At 45.3% G+C, this 17,701-nt stretch carries 14 protein-coding genes; all 14 read left to right on the top strand.

The annotated features are described in order from the left end of the window. Positions 1-35 precede the first annotated feature (35 nt). The 14 genes from R7M92_RS20215 to tilS all read left to right on the top strand — a co-directional run bounded on the left by R7M92_RS20215 (position 36) and on the right by tilS (position 17,643). The gene (locus tag R7M92_RS20215) at positions 36-791 is read left to right on the top strand and encodes an isoprenyl transferase (protein WP_005380331.1); all 756 of its coding nucleotides are present in this window, start codon (positions 36-38) and stop codon (positions 789-791) included. A 12-nt stretch (positions 792-803) separates the two neighbouring features. Then, complete coding sequence (locus R7M92_RS20210; RefSeq protein WP_031779042.1) at positions 804-1,646, top strand: phosphatidate cytidylyltransferase; 843 nt, start codon at positions 804-806, stop codon at positions 1,644-1,646. 50 nt (positions 1,647-1,696) lie between these two features. After that, entirely contained in the window at positions 1,697-2,902 is a 1,206-nt protein-coding gene (gene ispC / locus R7M92_RS20205) for a 1-deoxy-D-xylulose-5-phosphate reductoisomerase (RefSeq protein WP_238843869.1), read from the top strand. Then, positions 2,902-4,260 carry a sigma E protease regulator RseP gene (rseP, locus tag R7M92_RS20200; protein ID WP_005380334.1) on the top strand — a complete coding sequence of 453 codons (1,359 nt, stop codon included), beginning with the start codon at positions 2,902-2,904 and terminating at the stop codon, positions 4,258-4,260. Before ispC ends, rseP begins: the two co-directional genes overlap by 1 nt. Positions 4,261-4,304: 44 nt before the next feature. After that, positions 4,305-6,719, top strand: a complete 2,415-nt coding sequence (bamA, locus tag R7M92_RS20195) for an outer membrane protein assembly factor BamA (RefSeq protein ID WP_005391802.1) — start codon at positions 4,305-4,307, stop codon at positions 6,717-6,719. Positions 6,720-6,732: 13 nt separating this feature from the next. Continuing rightward, positions 6,733-7,242: an OmpH family outer membrane protein gene (locus R7M92_RS20190; protein ID WP_005391804.1), complete on the top strand. Its 510-nt coding sequence runs from the start codon at positions 6,733-6,735 to the stop codon at positions 7,240-7,242. Positions 7,243-7,248: 6 nt separating this feature from the next. Continuing rightward, a complete protein-coding gene (lpxD, locus tag R7M92_RS20185; RefSeq protein WP_005380347.1) occupies positions 7,249-8,280 on the top strand; it encodes a UDP-3-O-(3-hydroxymyristoyl)glucosamine N-acyltransferase in 1,032 nt (343 codons plus the stop codon). A gap of 232 nt (positions 8,281-8,512) precedes the next feature. Then, a complete protein-coding gene (fabZ, locus tag R7M92_RS20180; RefSeq protein ID WP_005380349.1) occupies positions 8,513-8,965 on the top strand; it encodes a 3-hydroxyacyl-ACP dehydratase FabZ in 453 nt (150 codons plus the stop codon). 1 nt (position 8,966) lies between these two features. Then, positions 8,967-9,755 (top strand): acyl-ACP--UDP-N-acetylglucosamine O-acyltransferase, encoded by a 789-nt coding sequence (gene lpxA / locus R7M92_RS20175; protein ID WP_005380357.1) that lies wholly within the window; start codon positions 8,967-8,969, stop codon positions 9,753-9,755. Between the two features lie 119 nt (positions 9,756-9,874). Continuing rightward, positions 9,875-11,014 carry a lipid-A-disaccharide synthase gene (gene lpxB, locus R7M92_RS20170; protein ID WP_053306717.1) on the top strand — a complete coding sequence of 380 codons (1,140 nt, stop codon included), beginning with the start codon at positions 9,875-9,877 and terminating at the stop codon, positions 11,012-11,014. 9 nt (positions 11,015-11,023) lie between these two features. Further along, complete coding sequence (gene rnhB / locus R7M92_RS20165; protein ID WP_064368715.1) at positions 11,024-11,659, top strand: ribonuclease HII; 636 nt, start codon at positions 11,024-11,026, stop codon at positions 11,657-11,659. An 81-nt stretch (positions 11,660-11,740) separates the two neighbouring features. After that, positions 11,741-15,220 (top strand): DNA polymerase III subunit alpha, encoded by a 3,480-nt coding sequence (gene dnaE, locus R7M92_RS20160; RefSeq protein ID WP_006741668.1) that lies wholly within the window; start codon positions 11,741-11,743, stop codon positions 15,218-15,220. Between the two features lie 46 nt (positions 15,221-15,266). After that, positions 15,267-16,226, top strand: coding sequence for an acetyl-CoA carboxylase carboxyl transferase subunit alpha (gene accA / locus R7M92_RS20155; protein WP_005380365.1), 960 nt, complete (start codon positions 15,267-15,269; stop codon positions 16,224-16,226). 106 nt (positions 16,227-16,332) lie between these two features. Continuing rightward, complete coding sequence (tilS, locus tag R7M92_RS20150) at positions 16,333-17,643, top strand: tRNA lysidine(34) synthetase TilS (protein ID WP_262656586.1); 1,311 nt, start codon at positions 16,333-16,335, stop codon at positions 17,641-17,643. Positions 17,644-17,701 lie beyond the last annotated feature (58 nt).

The following is a 17,701-nucleotide window of genomic DNA, read 5'->3' as shown; positions in this document are numbered from 1 at the left end:
AGTCTATCCAACTGATGGAACTCAATTAACTCCCTATGCAAAATTCTCAAGCCTTCTCTGATTCCCTTCCTAAGCATATTGCCATCATTATGGACGGTAATGGCCGTTGGGCTAAGTCCAAAGGAAAACCTCGCGTATTTGGTCATAAAAAAGGCGTTAGTGCCGTTCGTAAGACCGTGGCTGCTGCTTCAAAACTAGGCATTAGAGCCATGACGCTGTTTGCTTTTAGTAGTGAAAACTGGCGTCGTCCGGAGGAAGAAGTGGGTCTTTTGATGGAACTGTTTATCACGGTCCTGTCTAGTGAAGTAAAAAAACTACACAAAAATAACTTACGGTTGCGCGTGATCGGTGATACCAGTCGATTTAGTGAGCGTCTACAAAAGAAAATTGTAGAAGCAGAAAACCTAACGGCAGATAACACGGGTATGGTGATCAACATTGCAGCCAACTATGGCGGTAAATGGGACATCACAGAAGCTGCTAAAACGTTAGCGCTAAAAGCACGTAACGGTGAAATTCGTGTAGAGGATATCAATGAGCAGCTAATCACTGAGCATTTGACCATGGCAGACCTACCGGAAGTGGATCTTTTAATTCGCACCAGTGGAGAGTGCCGCATCAGCAACTTTATGTTATGGCAAATGGCTTATGCAGAAATGTACTTTACACCAGAGTACTGGCCAGAATTCGATGAAGACAGTTTGGTAGAAGCTGTGACTTGGTTTATCAACCGAGAACGTCGTTTTGGCTGTACAGGTGAACAAATAAAGGCATTGATGGCAGCTCAATAAGGACTAGTTAGTTTGAAACAGAGAATAATAACAGCACTAATTTTAGCTCCCCTGGTTATTTTAGGCATTTTTAAATTACCGCTAATGGGCTTTATTGCCGCTTTAACTGCAATAACGCTATTAGGTTTTTGGGAGTGGACTCAGTTTACAGGAAGCAACTCTCGCATTGCTGCCCTTGTGCCGGCAATCATTATTACCGGACTTAGTTTTCTATACATCTCGCCTGATGCATATAGCCTCAATCACTTAACGACACCTCATTATGTCGTCTTGGGTATTGGTTTTGTTTGGTGGATTATTGCTAGCTTAATGGCGATTACTTACCCCAAAACGACGAAATCTTGGCAAAGTAATTTTGTTTTACGTCATGTATTTGGTTTTCTGACATTAATCCCATTCCTTTGGAGTGTGATTATTCTCAGAGCGTATGACATCACTGTAGATCCATACCACGGCGCAAAGCTTGTGTTGTACGTTTGTTTCTTGGTATGGGCTGCAGATAGCGGCGCCTACTTTGCAGGCAAAAGCTTAGGCAAACGTAAGATGGCTCCTCATGTAAGCCCCAATAAAACCATTGAAGGGTTAATTGGTGGCATTATCACGGCATTAATCGTAGCGTGGGCATTTGCTGATTGGTTCGATATCCAGTTCACTAGCCCTGTCCATATGGTGCTGATTACGCTGGTTACTGTCGTTGTTTCAGTGCTTGGTGATCTGGTTGAAAGTATGTTCAAACGTGTCTCAGGCATTAAAGACAGCAGTAACATTATCCCAGGGCACGGTGGTGTGCTAGATCGTATCGACAGCCTAACCGCAGCATTCCCAGTTTTTGCTCTTCTTTACTACGTATTCTAATTTATCAGGAGCGGCGTCGTCGCTCCTGAGCTTTCTAACGGTCTTACAACATGCAAAAGTTAACGATTCTTGGTGCTACTGGATCAATTGGTGCAAGCACGCTTAAAGTGGTCGAACAAAACCCAGATCTGTTTTCTGTCGTTGCCTTAGCGGCAAGCACTAACGTTGAAAAGATGATCGGTTTATGTCGTCAGTGGCAACCTAAGTATGCGGTCATGGCAGATAAAGCTGCGGCGTCTCAACTTCAAGCTGAGCTACACTCGGTTTCGCCAGGTACCGAAGTGCTAGGTGGTGTTGATGCGCTATGCCATATTGCTTCGCTGGACGAGGTCGACAGTGTAATGGCTGCTATTGTAGGAGCCGCTGGCTTATTGCCTACCATGGCTGCCGTGAAAGCAGGTAAGCGAGTCTTGTTGGCAAATAAAGAAGCACTTGTAATGTCAGGCCAGCTATTTATTGATGCCGTTGAAGAATTTGGCGCAGAGCTACTTCCCGTCGACAGTGAACACAACGCCATTTTCCAATGTTTACCACAGCAAGTACAAACCAATCTGGGTCGTTGCAATTTACAAGAACATGGCATTTCTCATATTTTGTTGACTGGATCTGGTGGCCCTTTCCGTTACACTGACATCGCAGAACTGGAGCAGGTGACACCCGCGCAGGCGATTGCTCATCCAAACTGGTCGATGGGGCCAAAAATTTCTGTTGATTCTGCCACGATGATGAATAAAGGCCTTGAGTATATCGAAGCTAAGTGGCTATTTAATGCTGCTCGCGAACAACTGAAGGTGATTATTCATCCTCAATCTGTGATTCATTCTATGGTTCAGTATCGTGATGGTTCGGTCTTGGCACAAATGGGAGAAGCGGATATGGCGACGCCAATTGCGCTCACCATGTCATACCCGTCAAGAGTAGAAGCTGGGGTTAAGCCGCTAGACTTCACGAAAGTTGGTGAGCTGACGTTTTTGCAGCCTGACTTTGCTCGTTACCCATGTTTAAAACTCGCAATTGATGCTTGTTATGAAGGTCAACACGCAACAACGGCATTGAATGCAGTTAATGAAGTCGCTGTTGATGCATTTTTAAATAACAGACTAGGTTTTACCGATATTGCTCGCATCAATGAGTCTGTGTTGAATAAAATCAACGCAAGCTGCAAAGCTGAGAATGCGAATAGCTTGGAAAGCTTGCTCGAGCTAGATAGAATGGCACGAACTATTGCCCTAGAAACCATACGCGAGCGTAGCTGATGACTGGTATATTGTGGAATCTCATTTCTTTTATCGTCGCACTGGGCATTCTTGTTGCCGTGCACGAATTTGGGCATTTTTGGGTTGCTCGCCGTTGCGGCGTTAAAGTTGAAAAGTTTTCAATCGGTTTCGGCAAGTCTATTTGGAGTAAAGTAGGCAAAGACGGAACGGAGTACAGCATCTCAATGATCCCTCTCGGTGGCTATGTGAAAATGGTTGATAGCCGTGTCGATGAGGTGCCAGAACATGAGAAGCACCTAGCGTTTGATAAGAAGCCGTTATGGAAGCGAACCTCTATTGTTGCGGCTGGCCCCATCTTTAATTTTCTTTTCGCAATTTTTGCCTATTGGCTGGTATTTCTAATTGGTATCCCGGCTGTTAAGCCTGTAATTGGTGAAGTTACGCCCAATTCGATTGTCGCGGAAGCTGGAATTGAATCTGGAATGGAACTTAAATCGATATCTGGTATCAAAACTCCGGATTGGGAATCAGTAAATATGGGATTGATTTCTCATATTGGCGATGATTTGATGACGGTAACACTAACGTCAGCGAATGAAGTTGGTTCAGAAGTAACGAAAACGCTCGATTTACGTGAGTGGAAGTTCGACCCAGAAACTCAGTCAGCGATGCAGTCGTTAGGTTTTGCTCCGTATACACCGGAGGTGTATCGAGTTATCGAGCAGGTCTCGCAAGGTGGAGCGGCGGAAAAAGCCGGTGTGCTTCCAGGTGATGAGGTTGTCGCAATTGGTCAACAACGCGTAACCGAATGGAAGCAAGTGGTTGAAGCGGTTCGTTCTAATCCTGATACACCCCTTGAATTGACGGTGTTGCGTCAGGGTTATGAGCAAACATTGACGCTGACGCCCGGTAGCCGTGAGCTAGCTAACAAAGAAGTCGTTGGTTTTGCAGGTATTGCACCTAAAGTCGCAGAATGGCCAGAAAGTTATCGCTTCGATCTTCAGTTTGGTGTATTCGAGTCAATAGGTAAAGCAGTAGACAAAACTGGCCAAGTCATTGGTTTGACAATCAGCATGCTTAAGAAGCTGATTGTTGGAGACGTTGGTCTGAATAATCTGAGTGGACCAATATCAATAGCCAAAGGCGCAGGCGCGACAGCAGATTATGGTTTGGTCTACTTTTTAGGTTTTCTCGCTCTAATTAGTGTTAACCTAGGTATTATTAATCTCGTTCCTTTACCAATGTTGGATGGCGGTCATTTGTTGTTTTTTGCAATTGAAGCAGTCATTCGACGTCCTGTTCCTGAGAAAGTGCAGGAAATGGGCTTTAGAATTGGTGGTGCGATCATCTTCTCGCTCATGGCGTTAGCGCTATTTAATGATTTTACTCGTCTGTGATAGTTCAGAGACAAAAGCAGTAGCAAGGAATAATTAGAACAAGTATGGCGATTAAGCGAATTCTATTTGCAAGTTTACTGGCGACCAGTGTATCTGCAAATGGAGCAGAGAACTTCGTAGTTCAAGATATTGAAATCGATGGATTGCAGCGTGTAGCACTGGGTGCTGCATTGTTGAAAATGCCTGTACGTGTCGGTGATACCATTGGCCAAGGCGATGTTGCAGAAATTATCCGCGCCCTGTATGCATCTGGTAACTTTGAAGATGTGAAAGTGTTGCGTGACGGTGGTGTTCTGATGGTTCAAGTCAAAGAACGTCCTACCATTGCAAGCATCTCTTTTTCAGGTAACAAAGCAATCAAGGACGAGCAGCTACAAGAAAACCTGAACGCGTCTGGCGTTCGTGAAGGTGAAGCGCTTGACCGCACCACGCTAAGCAACATTGAAAAAGGCTTAGAAGACTTTTACTACAGCGTAGGTAAATACAACGCAACAGTAAAAGCGGTGGTGACTCCACTACCACGTAATCGTTCTGATCTTAAGTTTGTCTTTACTGAAGGTGTGTCGGCAAAAATTCAGCAAATCAACTTTATCGGTAATGAAGTGTTCAGTGATGAAGAACTGCTTTCGCGCTTTAACTTAAATGTTGATGTGCCGTGGTGGAATTTCCTTTCTGATGAAAAGTATCAAAAGCAAGTTCTTGCAGGTGATATTGAAGCACTCAAATCATTCTACCTGGATCGTGGTTACTTAAAATTTAACGTTGATTCGACACAAGTTGCAATCTCTCCTGACAAGAAAGGGGTATACATTACTCTTGGTCTAGAAGAGGGCGAGGTTTACACCGTTAAGGACGTGAAGTTCCGTGGTGATTTGATTGGTGAGGAAGCGACGTTCGAAAGACTTGTGCCATTTGAAGACAATGAGACATACAACGGCTCGTTGGTGACTTCAATGGAAGAAGGGATTAAGCGTGTGCTTGGTGAGTCCGGTTATGCTTATCCTCAAGTGAATACCATTCCAGAGTTTGACGACGAGAATCAAGAAGTTTCTTTGGTCGTTAACGTAGACCCGGGTAACCGAATTTATGTTCGTGATATTCGCTTCACGGGTAATAACTCAACCAAAGATGAAGTCCTTCGTCGTGAAATGCGTCAGATGGAAGGCAGTTGGTTGAACTCGAAATCGATTGAAACGGGTAAAACTCGTCTAAATCGTTTGGGCTACTTTGAAAATGTTGAAGTACAGACGGTTCGAGTTCCTGGTAGTGATGATCAAGTTGACCTAGTTTACTCTGTCAAAGAAGCGAACTCTGGTAGCGTTAACTTCGGTGTTGGCTACGGTACAGAATCGGGTGTGAGCTTCCAGGTTGGCCTGCAACAAGATAACTTTATTGGTAGCGGTAACCGTGTTGGTATCAATGCGATGATGAATGACTACCAGAAAAACATCAGTCTAGATTACCGTGATCCGTACTGGAACTTAGACGGTGTAAGCTTAGGTGGTAAGGTTTTCTATAACGAATTTGAAGCGAAAGAAGCCAATATCGTTGACTATACCAACGAAAGCTATGGCGCGAGCTTAACGTGGGGCTTCCCATTCGATGAGTTGAACCGTTTTGAATTCGGTGTCGGTTATACGCACAACAAGATCGGTAACTTATCGCCTTACTTGCAGGTAGAGCAGTTCTTACGAGCACAAGCAGACAACATTGATTCTAGTGGGGCGTTGAACACAAACGACTTCGACTTCAATATCTCTTGGACACGTAATAACTTAAACCGTGGTTACTTCCCAACGGCAGGTAACCATCAGCGTGCATTCTATAAAATGACCGTACCTGGCTCTGACGTTCAATACTTCAAAATGCAGTACGATGTTCGCCAGTATGTGCCATTGACTAAAAAGCACGAGTTTACCCTCTTGTTCCGTGGCCGCTTAGGTTACGGTAATGGTTACGGTCAAACGGATGGTAACGATAACTTGTTCCCATTCTACGAAAACTACTACGCAGGTGGCTTTACATCGCTTCGTGGCTTTGGCTCAAACTCTGTTGGTCCTAAAGCGGTTTACCGTGATACATCTGGTTCAAACAATGGCGCAGATACAGCAACAGATGACTCTGTTGGTGGTAACGCCGTAGCGCTAGCAAGTGTTGAGTTGATTGTCCCAACACCATTTGCATCAGAAGAAGTACAAAACCAAATTCGTACCAGTATCTTCTTTGATATGGCAAGTGTTTGGGATACGGAGTTTGACTACCGCGATTCAGGTGCGGAATATGGTGACCGTTACTACTACGATTACTCAGATCCAACCAACTACCGCTCTTCTTACGGTGCGGCGTTGCAGTGGATGTCTCCAATGGGGCCACTAGTCTTCTCACTAGCGAAACCAATTAAGAAATTTGATGGCGATGATGAAGAGTTCTTCACATTCACTATCGGTAGAACTTTCTAAAGAGGAAAATATTTTGAATAAAATGATCAAAGCGGCTGGGATTGGCCTTCTTGTACTGAGCTCTTCAATGTTTGCAAATGCGGCAGAAGCTGCACAGAAAATTGCTTACGTAAATACAGCTCAAGTTTTCCAAGCTCTTCCTCAACGTGAAGTTGTACTACAAAAAATGCAGAAAGACTTCAAAAGCAAAGCTGATGAACTGAAGTCAATCCAAGCGCAAGCTAAAACAAAGATCGAAAAGCTACAACGTGACGGTGAGCTTTTGGGTCAAGACGAAGTAGAAAAGCTACGTATCGATATCGCGAAGCTAGACAGCGAGTACAAAGTGAAAGCACAAGCACTTGAAAAAGCAAGTGCGCGTCGTGAAGCTGAAGAAAAAGCGAAGCTTTTCAAAACGATTCAAGATGCAGTTAAGAAAGTCGCAGACAAAAATGGTTACGATCTTGTGATTGATATCTCTGCTTTGCAGTACGGCAAGCCAGAATACAATATTTCTGAAGACGTAATTAAAGCTCTAAAATAAGAAGTTATGAAGACATTAACATTAGCCGAATTGGCGACAATTACCGGGGGTGAGCTGTTTGGTGACGAGTCTCTCGTTGTAAGCCGTGTTGCTCCAATGGATAAAGCACAAGAAGGTGACGTAACCTTCTTGTCTAACCCAAAATACGCAAAACACCTTTCTGAGTGCCAAGCTACCGTCGTTATGGTAAAGGCTGAGCATAAAGATCAATGCGTTGGAAATGCGCTAGTGGTTTCAGACCCTTATGTCGCATTTGCTCGTGTGGTCCAAGCGATGGATACCACACCAAAACCGGCAGACGATATTGCACCAAGTGCTGTGATTGCCGCTGACGTTAAGATGGGTGAGAACGTTACAATCGGCGCTAACGCTGTGATTGAAACGGGCGTAGAACTCGGCGATAACGTAAGCGTTGGCGCTGGTTGTTTTATCGGTAAGAACGCCAAGCTAGGGAATAACACCAAGCTTTGGGCTAATGTCACTATCTATCATGAAGTGTCATTGGGTGATGACTGTCTCGTTCAATCGGGTACCGTCATTGGCTCTGATGGCTTCGGTTATGCGAATGACAAAGGCGAGTGGATCAAAATTCCTCAGCTTGGTTCAGTGCGTATCGGTAACCGCGTTGAGATTGGTGCTTGTACTACGATTGACCGCGGTGCACTCGAAGATACTATCATTGAAGACAATGTCATTCTGGATAACCAACTTCAAATCGCGCACAACGTGCAGATCGGATATGGTACCGTGATGCCTGGTGGTACTATTGTCGCGGGCAGTACAAAAATTGGTAAGTACTGCCAGATTGGCGGCGCGTCTGTTCTGAATGGCCATATCACTATCGCAGATGGTGTGGCTATTACAGGTATGGGCATGGTAATGCGCAGTATCGAAGAAAAAGGCCTTTACTCATCAGGTATCCCACTACAAACGAACAGAGAGTGGCGTAAGACCGCGACTCGAGTTCACCGTATTGATGAGATGAATAAGCGCCTAAAAGCGGTTGAAAAACAGCTGGAACAGAAAGAAGAAATTTAGAACAAGTTATCTTTCGCTCTGTATTTAACACGAAGGCTAACAAGCTCTAGTTCCATATTCTGTAAGAAGACTCGCGAAATGCGGGTCTTTTTCTTCTATAATGACGCGCTCTAAGTAGATTTAACTCCAAGATGGTGCGTATTTTGCTAGTATATTGCAAAGCGATTCGGCTTTACGACCTGTTGCCACGTTTGCCATCTTGGCGGCAAAAAATTGATATAGGAAGACGACTTTGACTACTGAAAAGAAAACGATGAACATCTCTGAAATTCAAGAGCTACTACCTCATCGCTACCCATTCTTATTGATCGACCGAGTGATAGACTTCCAAGAAGAGAAGTACCTTCACGCGATTAAAAACGTGTCGGTTAACGAACCTCAGTTCACAGGTCACTTTCCTCAACTACCAGTATTCCCAGGTGTTTTGATTTTAGAAGCAATGGCTCAGGCAACAGGCTTACTTGCATTTAAATCATTTGGTGCACCAACAGAAAATGAACTGTACTACTTTGCAAGCGTAGACGGCGCGAAATTCCGTAAACCAGTGGTTCCGGGCGACCAATTGGTTATTGAGGTAGAATTTCTGAAAGAACGTCGCGGCATTGCTGCATTTAGCGGTGTAGCAAAAGTTGACGGCGAAGTGGTATGTTCTGCAGAACTGAAGTGTGCTCGTCGAGAGTTTTAATATGATTCATGAAACCGCTAAAATCCACCCGGCAGCGGTGGTAGAAGAGGGCGCCAAAATTGGTGCTAACGTAACAGTAGGTCCTTTTACGTACATCACCTCTACGGTTGAAATTGGTGAAGGCACAGAAGTGATGTCTCACGTTGTGATCAAAGGTCACACGACTATTGGCAAAGATAACCGTATTTTCCCACATGCTGTCATCGGCGAAGAAAACCAAGACAAAAAATACGGTGGTGAAGACACAACTGTGGTTATCGGTGACCGTAACGTCATTCGTGAAGCGGTCCAAGTTCACCGCGGCACAGTGCAGGACAAAGCAACCACGATCATTGGTGATGACAACTTATTGTGTGTGAATGCACACGTTGCGCATGATGTTGTTATTGGTAACCACACTCATATCGGTAATAACTCGATTCTTGGTGGTCACGTTACTGTTGATGATTATGCCGGTGTGATGGCACTGTCTGCGATTCATCCGTTTTGTACAGTGGGCGCTTACGCTTACATTGGCGGCTGTTCAGCTGTGGTGCAAGATGTCCCAGCTTATGTACTCGCGCAAGGTAACCACGCTACTCCATTCGGCTTGAACCTTGTTGGCTTGAAGCGTAATGGCTTTGAGAAACCAGAGATTCGTGCGCTGCAAAAAGCGTATAAAGAAATCTACCGTTCAGGTAAGACGCTAGAAGAAGTGAAGCCTATTCTGGCTGAAATGGCTCAAGAGTGGCCGGCTGTGAAGCGTTTCTCAGATATTCTGGAAACGACGGAACGTGGCATTATTCGTTAATTGGCGAATGAACCAATAAATAAAAAGATCGTGACCGAATTTGAGGTTACGATCTTTTTGTGTTTTATGGATAAGGCAAACCGTTATCCATAGCGCACAGGAAAAATAGCGAAGTAGATATGGAAAGACCATTACGTATTGGCATCATTGCCGGAGAATTGTCTGGCGATACGCTAGGTGAAGGCTTTATCAAAGCAGTAAAGCAGCAATATCCAGACGCAGAGTTCGTAGGCATTGGCGGTCCGAAAATGATAGCCCAAGGTTGCGAGTCTCTGTTTGATATGGAAGAGCTTGCGGTGATGGGATTAGTCGAGGTTTTAGGCCGCTTACCGAGACTTCTTAAAGTGAAAGCTGAGCTCGTTCAGTATTTTACTCAGAATCCGCCTGATGTTTTCATCGGGATCGATGCTCCTGACTTCAACTTACGCTTGGAGCTTGACCTCAAGCAAGCGGGCATTAAAACCGTTCATTACGTGAGTCCGTCTGTTTGGGCTTGGCGTCAGAAGCGCATCTTTAAAATAGAAGCGGCAACGAACTTGGTGCTAGCATTTCTTCCGTTTGAGAAAGCGTTTTACGACAAATTTAATGTACCTTGCGAGTTCATTGGTCATACCTTGGCTGATGCCATCCCACTAGAATCAGAACAAGCGCCTGCACGTGAGTTGCTTGGTTTAGAACAAGATAAAAAGTGGCTTGCTGTCCTGCCAGGCAGTCGTGGTAGCGAGTTAAAAATGCTCTCAGAGCCATTTATTGAAACCTGCAAGTTACTCCATAACAAATTTCCAGAACTGGGGTTTGTTGTCGCGCTTGTTAATCAAAAACGCCGTGAGCAGTTTGAACAAGCATGGAAAGAGCTAGCGCCAGAGTTGGACTTCAAGTTAGTTGATGACACCGCACGCAACGTCATCACCGCATCCGATGCCGTGATGTTGGCCTCCGGTACCGTAGCGTTGGAGTGTATGCTTCTCAAGCGTCCAATGGTGGTGGGTTATCGTGTGAATGCATTTACTGCTTTTTTAGCTAAACGTCTATTGAAAACGAAGTATGTGTCATTGCCGAATATCTTGGCGGATGATGAGCTCGTCAAAGAATATCTACAAGATGAGTGCACACCAGACAATTTGTTTACTGAGGTTTCTCGCTTATTGGAAAGCGATAATAAACCGATGTTAGATAAGTTTACGGAAATGCATCATTGGATTCGTAAAGATGCGGATCAACAAGCCGCAAACGCGGTTCTAAAACTGATTGAAAAATAGAGATTTATCATGGCTGTTAAACCAAAAGCGACCAAAACCAAAGTTGAACTCCCTCCGTTTGAATATCCGCAAGGTTATCAGCTTGTGGCCGGAGTCGACGAGGTAGGACGTGGCCCTTTGGTAGGAGACGTCGTCACCGCTGCGGTTATCCTTGATCCTAACAATCCTATTGAAGGGTTGAACGATTCGAAAAAATTGACCGAAAAGAAACGCATGGCGCTGCTTCCTGAAATCAAAGAAAAAGCATTGGCGTGGGCGGTCGGGCGTTGTTCTCCTGAAGAAATCGATCAACTGAATATTTTGCAGGCGACTATGGTTGCGATGCAGCGTGCAGTGGCGGGGTTACAGGTTCAACCTGATTTAGTGTTGATTGATGGTAACCGTTGTCCGGAGCTGCCAATGGATGCTCAAGCTGTAATAAAAGGCGATCTACGTGTTGCCGAAATCAGTGCGGCTTCAATTATTGCCAAAGTCGTGCGTGACCAAGAGATGGAAGAGTTGGATAAACTTCATCCACAATTTGGCTTCGCGAAGCACAAAGGTTACCCAACTAAAGCGCACTTTGAAGCGATTGAGCAACACGGAGTGATCAGTGAACACCGCAAGAGTTTCAAGCCAGTAAAAAAAGCGTTAGGCATAGAATAATCAAACGATCTAATTGGTGTTATAAACCCAACCTCTTTAGGTTAGAATCCCCAACAAAATAGAGTTACACGGTACCTGTTAATGTCAGATCCCAAATTCATCCACCTGCGTGTTCATAGTGACTTCTCGATGGTGGATGGCCTCAACAAAGTTCCGCCAATTGTAAAGAAAGTTGCTGAGCTCGGTATGCCCGCAATGGCGTTGACCGACTTTACCAACCTATGTGGTTTGGTGAAGTTTTACGGTACGGCGCATGGCAGTGGTGTTAAACCGATCATTGGTGCTGACTTTAAAATGCAGTCGGACGAGTTTGGTGAAGAGCTGACACAAGTGACTTTGCTTGCGGCGGATAATGTGGGTTATAAGAACCTGACGTTATTGATATCAAAAGCGTACTTACGTGGACATGTTCAACACCACCCAGTGATTGACAAAGCCTGGTTGGCTGAAATGTCTGAAGGCCTGATTGTATTATCCGGTGGTAAAAGCGGGGAAATTGGTCGCGGCCTTTTGAAAGGCAACCGTCAAATAGTGCAAGGGTGTGTTGATTTCTATAAACAGCATTTTCCAGATCGCTTTTATCTTGAGCTACTTCGTACCGGTCGTCCAGATGAAGAAACTTATCTTCACTTTGCGGTTGAATTGGCAGAGCAGCAAGACTTGCCAGTAGTGGCGACCAATGAAGTTGTATTCCTGAGTCCAGACCTATTTGATGCTCATGAAATACGCGTAGCGATTCACGATGGTTACACATTAGAAGATCCGCGCAGGCCAAAAAACTACAGTCCGCAGCAATATCTTCGTACAGAAGAAGAAATGTGCGAGCTGTTTGCTGATATTCCTGAAGCGTTAGAAAACAGTGTCGAGATAGCGAAGCGTTGTAACGTGACTGTGCGCTTAGGGGAGTACTTCCTACCAGCTTTCCCAACCGAAGGGATGAAAGAGACTGAGTTCCTAGTCATGAAATCCCGAGAGGGGTTGGAAGAGCGTTTAGAGTTCCTATTTCCAGATGAGGAAGAGAGAAAACGTCGCCGCCCTGAATATGATGAACGTCTTCAGATAGAGCTAGATGTTATCAACCAAATGGGATTTCCTGGTTACTTCTTGATCGTAATGGAGTTCATCCAGTGGTCAAAAGATAATGGAATTCCTGTCGGTCCTGGACGTGGTTCCGGTGCTGGTTCTTTGGTGGCTTACGCACTAAAAATCACCGATCTGGATCCACTAGAATACGACTTGCTGTTCGAACGTTTCTTGAACCCAGAACGTGTTTCGATGCCCGATTTCGACGTCGATTTCTGTATGGATAAACGTGACCAGGTTATTGACCACGTTGCGGAAATGTACGGTCGTGACGCGGTGTCTCAGATCATCACGTTTGGTACCATGGCGGCAAAAGCGGTAATCCGTGACGTTGGCCGCGTATTGGGCCACCCATTTGGTTTTGTTGATCGTATTTCAAAGCTGATCCCGCCCGATCCAGGTATGACGCTAGATAAAGCGTTTAAAGCTGAACCTGCACTACCTGAATTGTATGAGGCCGATGAGGAAGTTAAAGAACTCATCGACATGTGTCATATTTTGGAAGGCTGTACGCGAAACGCCGGTAAACACGCTGGTGGTGTTGTAATTTCACCTACAACAATTACCGATTTTGCGCCAATTTATGCAGACGCTGAAGGTCACTTCCCGGTTACTCAATTTGATAAAAACGATGTTGAGACCGCTGGCCTAGTTAAGTTTGACTTCTTGGGTTTACGTACCTTAACCATTATTGACTGGGCGTTAGGGCTGATTAATCCACGTCTAGAGCGAGAAGGTAAAGAACCGGTTCAAATTGAATCCATACCGTTAGAAGACCCTGCCTCCTTCCGTTTGTTGCAAAACTCTGAAACGACAGCAGTATTCCAGCTTGAATCTCGAGGCATGAAAGAGCTGATCAAGCGACTTCAGCCAGACTGTTTCGAAGACATTATCGCATTGGTAGCACTCTTCCGTCCGGGTCCTTTGCAATCGGGCATGGTAGATAACTTTATCGACCGTAAACATGGTCGAGAAGCGATCTCTTATCCAGATGAAAAGTGGCAACACGAGTCGCTAAAAGAGACGCTTGATCCAACCTACGGCATCATCCTGTACCAAGAGCAGGTAATGCAGATTGCGCAGATCTTAGCAGGTTACACGCTAGGTGGTGCGGACATGCTTCGTCGTGCAATGGGTAAGAAAAAGCCAGAAGAGATGGCAAAACAACGTGCTATCTTTGAAGAAGGTGCAATAAAGAACGGTATCGATGGCGAGTTGGCGATGAAAATCTTCGACTTGGTAGAAAAGTTCGCCGGTTATGGTTTTAACAAATCGCACTCTGCTGCTTATGCATTGGTTTCTTATCAAACTCTTTGGCTGAAAACACATTATCCTGCCGAATTTATGGCTGCGGTAATGACAGCCGATATGGATAACACGGAAAAAGTCGTTGGCTTGGTCGATGAGTGTTTCCGTATGAAGCTTACCGTGCTGCCACCAGACATCAACTCTGGCCTATATCGCTTTAATGTTGATGAAAATGGCGCAATTGTTTACGGTATTGGTGCGATAAAAGGGGTAGGTGAAGGTCCTATCGATGCTATTCTTGAGGCGAGAAATAAAGGTGGTCACTTTAAAGACCTATTTGATTTCTGTGCTCGAGTTGATCTAAAACGCGTCAATAAACGAGTGATAGAGAAGCTGATTTACGCGGGCGCGTTGGATCGACTAGGCCCACACCGTGCGGCGATGATGGCGTCACTCAATGATGCGGTAAAAGCAGCAAGTCAACATCACCAAGCTGAGGCGTTTGGTCAAACGGATATGTTTGGTGTGCTAACGGATGCACCTGAAGAAGTAGAGCATAAGTATACGCAGGTTCCGCCTTGGCCAGAAAAAGTGTGGTTAGAGGGCGAGCGTGATACCCTAGGTCTATATTTGACAGGGCACCCAATTAACGCCTACGTAAAGGAACTAAACAAATACACCAGTTGTCGACTAAAAGACGCAACGCCCACTCGCCGCGATCAATCTGTCACGGTAGCCGGCCTGGTTATTGCCGCTCGTGTAATGACGACCAAGCGTGGTACACGAATTGGTATTATGACACTGGATGACCGAAGTGGTCGTATGGAAGTGATGTTGTTCTCCGATGCGCTGGATCGATACGCTGAACTTCTCGAAAAAGACAGAATTTTGGTCGTTTCTGGACAGGTCAGCTTTGATGACTTCAACGGTGGCCTTAAAATGTCGGCGCGTGAAGTTATGGATCTCGGCAGTGCGCGCGAGAAATACGCTCGTGGTTTGTCGGTATCGATAGATGCAACTCAGATCAACGATCAGTTTTTTGAGCAGTTCAGCCGTATTTTAGAACCGCACAAAGCCGGAACCGTACCCGTCAATGTATACTACCAGCGTGCCGACGCCAGAGCGCGGTTAACATTGGGCACCGAGTGGCGAGTAACGCCAAGTGATACATTACTCGACGATTTAAAACAGTTGCTTGGCAAAAGCCAGGTAGAACTCGAATTTAACTAAAAATTCAGCGCAATATGTTAGACGCTGAGTAAACAAGGATTCATAGATGAGCCTAAACTTTCTTGAATTTGAAAAGCCAATTGCAGAACTAGAAGCGAAAATTGAAGCATTACGTGATGTCTCTCGTCACGGTGGTGATTCTGCGATTGACCTGGATAAAGAAATCGAACAGCTTGAGAAGAAAAGCTTAGAGCTGAAGAAAAAAACCTTCAGTGACCTAGGTGCATGGGAAACAGCTCAACTGGCTCGTCACCCACTACGTCCTTACACGCTGGATTACATCCAACACGCTTTTGAGGAGTTTGATGAATTAGCGGGTGACCGCGCGTTTGCAGACGACAAAGCGATTGTGGGTGGCATGGCTCGCCTTGAAGGCCGCCCTGTGATGATCATTGGTCACCAAAAAGGTCGTGAGACCAAAGAAAAGGTGAAACGTAACTTTGGTATGCCGAAACCAGAAGGTTACCGTAAAGCGCTACGTTTGATGGAAATGGCAGAGCGTTTCAACATGCCGATCATCACATTTATCGACACGGCTGGCGCGTATCCAGGTGTGGGCGCAGAAGAGCGTGGTCAATCTGAAGCTATCGCGAAAAACCTAAAAGTGATGTCTGGTCTTAAAGTGCCAGTAATCTGTAACGTTGTTGGTGAAGGCGGTTCTGGTGGTGCACTAGCAATCGGTGTAGGCGACTACGTGAACATGCTTCAGTACTCTACGTACTCGGTAATTTCTCCTGAGGGTTGTGCTTCAATCTTATGGCGTGATTCAGACAAAGCGCCACAAGCGGCAGAGGCAATGGGTCTAACTGCTCCGCGTCTTAAAGAGCTTGAACTGATCGACGAAATCATTGAAGAGCCACTAGGCGGCGCTCATCGAGATCATGTTCAAATGGCAGCGAATATGAAAGCGACACTACTTCGTCAGCTAGAAGATCTAGAACAATTGGATGAAGAGACGCTACGTGAGCGTCGTTACCAGCGCCTAATGAGCTACGGTTACTGTTAATTTCGGTGATTGCTATTAAGTGTTAGCTGATATCTCAAGTGATAACAGTTAAAATAGAAAGGGTTGGATGAGAGTCCAGCCCTTTTTTGCATCTATCGGATCGTTTATGGAATCGCTTTACCCGCATTTTGCTAAAGTTCTCGACCGCTACTATCAATCAGGCACTAAGGTTGTCTTGGCGTTTAGCGGAGGAGTGGATTCACGTCTTTTACTCGAATTACTCCGTCGCTATCAACAAGCGCATTCGATAGAGTGCCACGCCGTATATGTGCACCATGGTTTAAGCTCGAACGCCGATGATTGGGCCGATAAATGCTTACTTTGGGCAAAACAAGTGGGCATATCATGCTCGATTGAGCGAGTGAGCTTAGACATCAGCAATGGTGAAAGTATTGAACTTCTTGCTCGTGAAGCTCGCTACCAAGCCTTAACTAAGTACATTCAAGAAGGCGATATACTGTTGACTGGTCAACATGCCGACGATCAAATAGAGACTTTTCTCCTTGCGCTTAAGCGCGGCAGCGGGCCTAAAGGGTTATCTTCGATGGCGGAGAGTATGCCGTTTTCTTGCGGATCTCTAGTTCGACCATTGCTTACTATCAAGCGGAAGACCATCGAAGAAGCCGCTACTAAATTAGGCTTGGAGTGGGTGGAAGACGAAAGCAATCAAGATACCCGTTATGATCGTAACTTTCTTCGTCATTGTGTTATTCCTGAATTGTCTGGTCGCTGGCCGAGTATCCATCAAGCGGTTCAGCGCAGTGCAAGTTTATGTGCTCAACAAGAAGCGCTATTGGATGAACTATTGAGCGCGGTGTTTGAACGCGCTTTACAAACGGATCTAAGTTTGAGTATTGAAGAACTGGCTAAGCACAGTGGATTAGCGCGTGCGCGCTTGATTCGTATGTGGCTGGCTAAGCTTAATACTAGTATGCCGACTCAGGTACAACTCAATCTTATCTGGAATGAAGTCGCATTAGCTCAGCAAGATGCCAACCCCAAACTACAACTTAAACAAGGTGAAGTGCGCCGTTTTCGAAATCGTCTCTATTGGGTAACGGAAATCGCTGACGTCACTGAGTGGCAAAGTACGATTCAAGTCGATACCGTTTTATCGCTTCCAGAGCGGCTAGGGGAGCTGACCTTAACGACGAGTTCTAGCAACGCAACGATTGCGCTTCCGAGTCAGCCAGAATTGCTTCGCGTGACCTTTAATCCGGAAGGCTTATCAGCGCATCCAACCACGCGTAATCACAGTCGAAAACTGAAGAAGTTGTTCCAAGAATACAATGTGCCAAGCTGGCTGCGTCGTCAAGTTCCGATTTTGATGTATCAAGACCGAGTCGTTGCTGTGGCAGATCTGTTCGTTGATCAGGCGTTTAATGGTCAAGATTGTGAACTTATTTGGCGCAGGTAATGAAAATTCATGCCACAATGTCGATTATAAAATATAAAAATCCTTAAATAATAATTGA

Origin of the sequence: Vibrio sp. Vb2880, assembly GCF_033337975.1 — a bacterium.
GTDB lineage: Bacteria > Pseudomonadota > Gammaproteobacteria > Enterobacterales > Vibrionaceae > Vibrio > Vibrio alginolyticus.
The sequence above is the reverse complement of the archived record's forward strand: the minus strand, read 5'-3'. Positions and strand labels throughout refer to the sequence as shown.

Excerpts from the sequence above, each read along its gene's own strand:
- R7M92_RS20215 (WP_005380331.1), top strand. The coding sequence starts at position 36 with ATGCAAAATTCTCAAGCCTTCTCTGATTCCCTTCCTAAGCATATTGCC.
- ispC (WP_238843869.1), top strand. The coding sequence starts at position 1,697 with ATGCAAAAGTTAACGATTCTTGGTGCTACTGGATCAATTGGTGCAAGC.
- rseP (WP_005380334.1), top strand. The coding sequence starts at position 2,902 with ATGACTGGTATATTGTGGAATCTCATTTCTTTTATCGTCGCACTGGGC.
- bamA (WP_005391802.1), top strand. The coding sequence starts at position 4,305 with ATGGCGATTAAGCGAATTCTATTTGCAAGTTTACTGGCGACCAGTGTA.
- lpxD (WP_005380347.1), top strand. The coding sequence starts at position 7,249 with ATGAAGACATTAACATTAGCCGAATTGGCGACAATTACCGGGGGTGAG.
- lpxA (WP_005380357.1), top strand. The coding sequence starts at position 8,967 with ATGATTCATGAAACCGCTAAAATCCACCCGGCAGCGGTGGTAGAAGAG.
- lpxB (WP_053306717.1), top strand. The coding sequence starts at position 9,875 with ATGGAAAGACCATTACGTATTGGCATCATTGCCGGAGAATTGTCTGGC.
- rnhB (WP_064368715.1), top strand. The coding sequence starts at position 11,024 with ATGGCTGTTAAACCAAAAGCGACCAAAACCAAAGTTGAACTCCCTCCG.
- dnaE (WP_006741668.1), top strand. The coding sequence starts at position 11,741 with ATGTCAGATCCCAAATTCATCCACCTGCGTGTTCATAGTGACTTCTCG.
- accA (WP_005380365.1), top strand. The coding sequence starts at position 15,267 with ATGAGCCTAAACTTTCTTGAATTTGAAAAGCCAATTGCAGAACTAGAA.
- tilS (WP_262656586.1), top strand. The coding sequence starts at position 16,333 with ATGGAATCGCTTTACCCGCATTTTGCTAAAGTTCTCGACCGCTACTAT.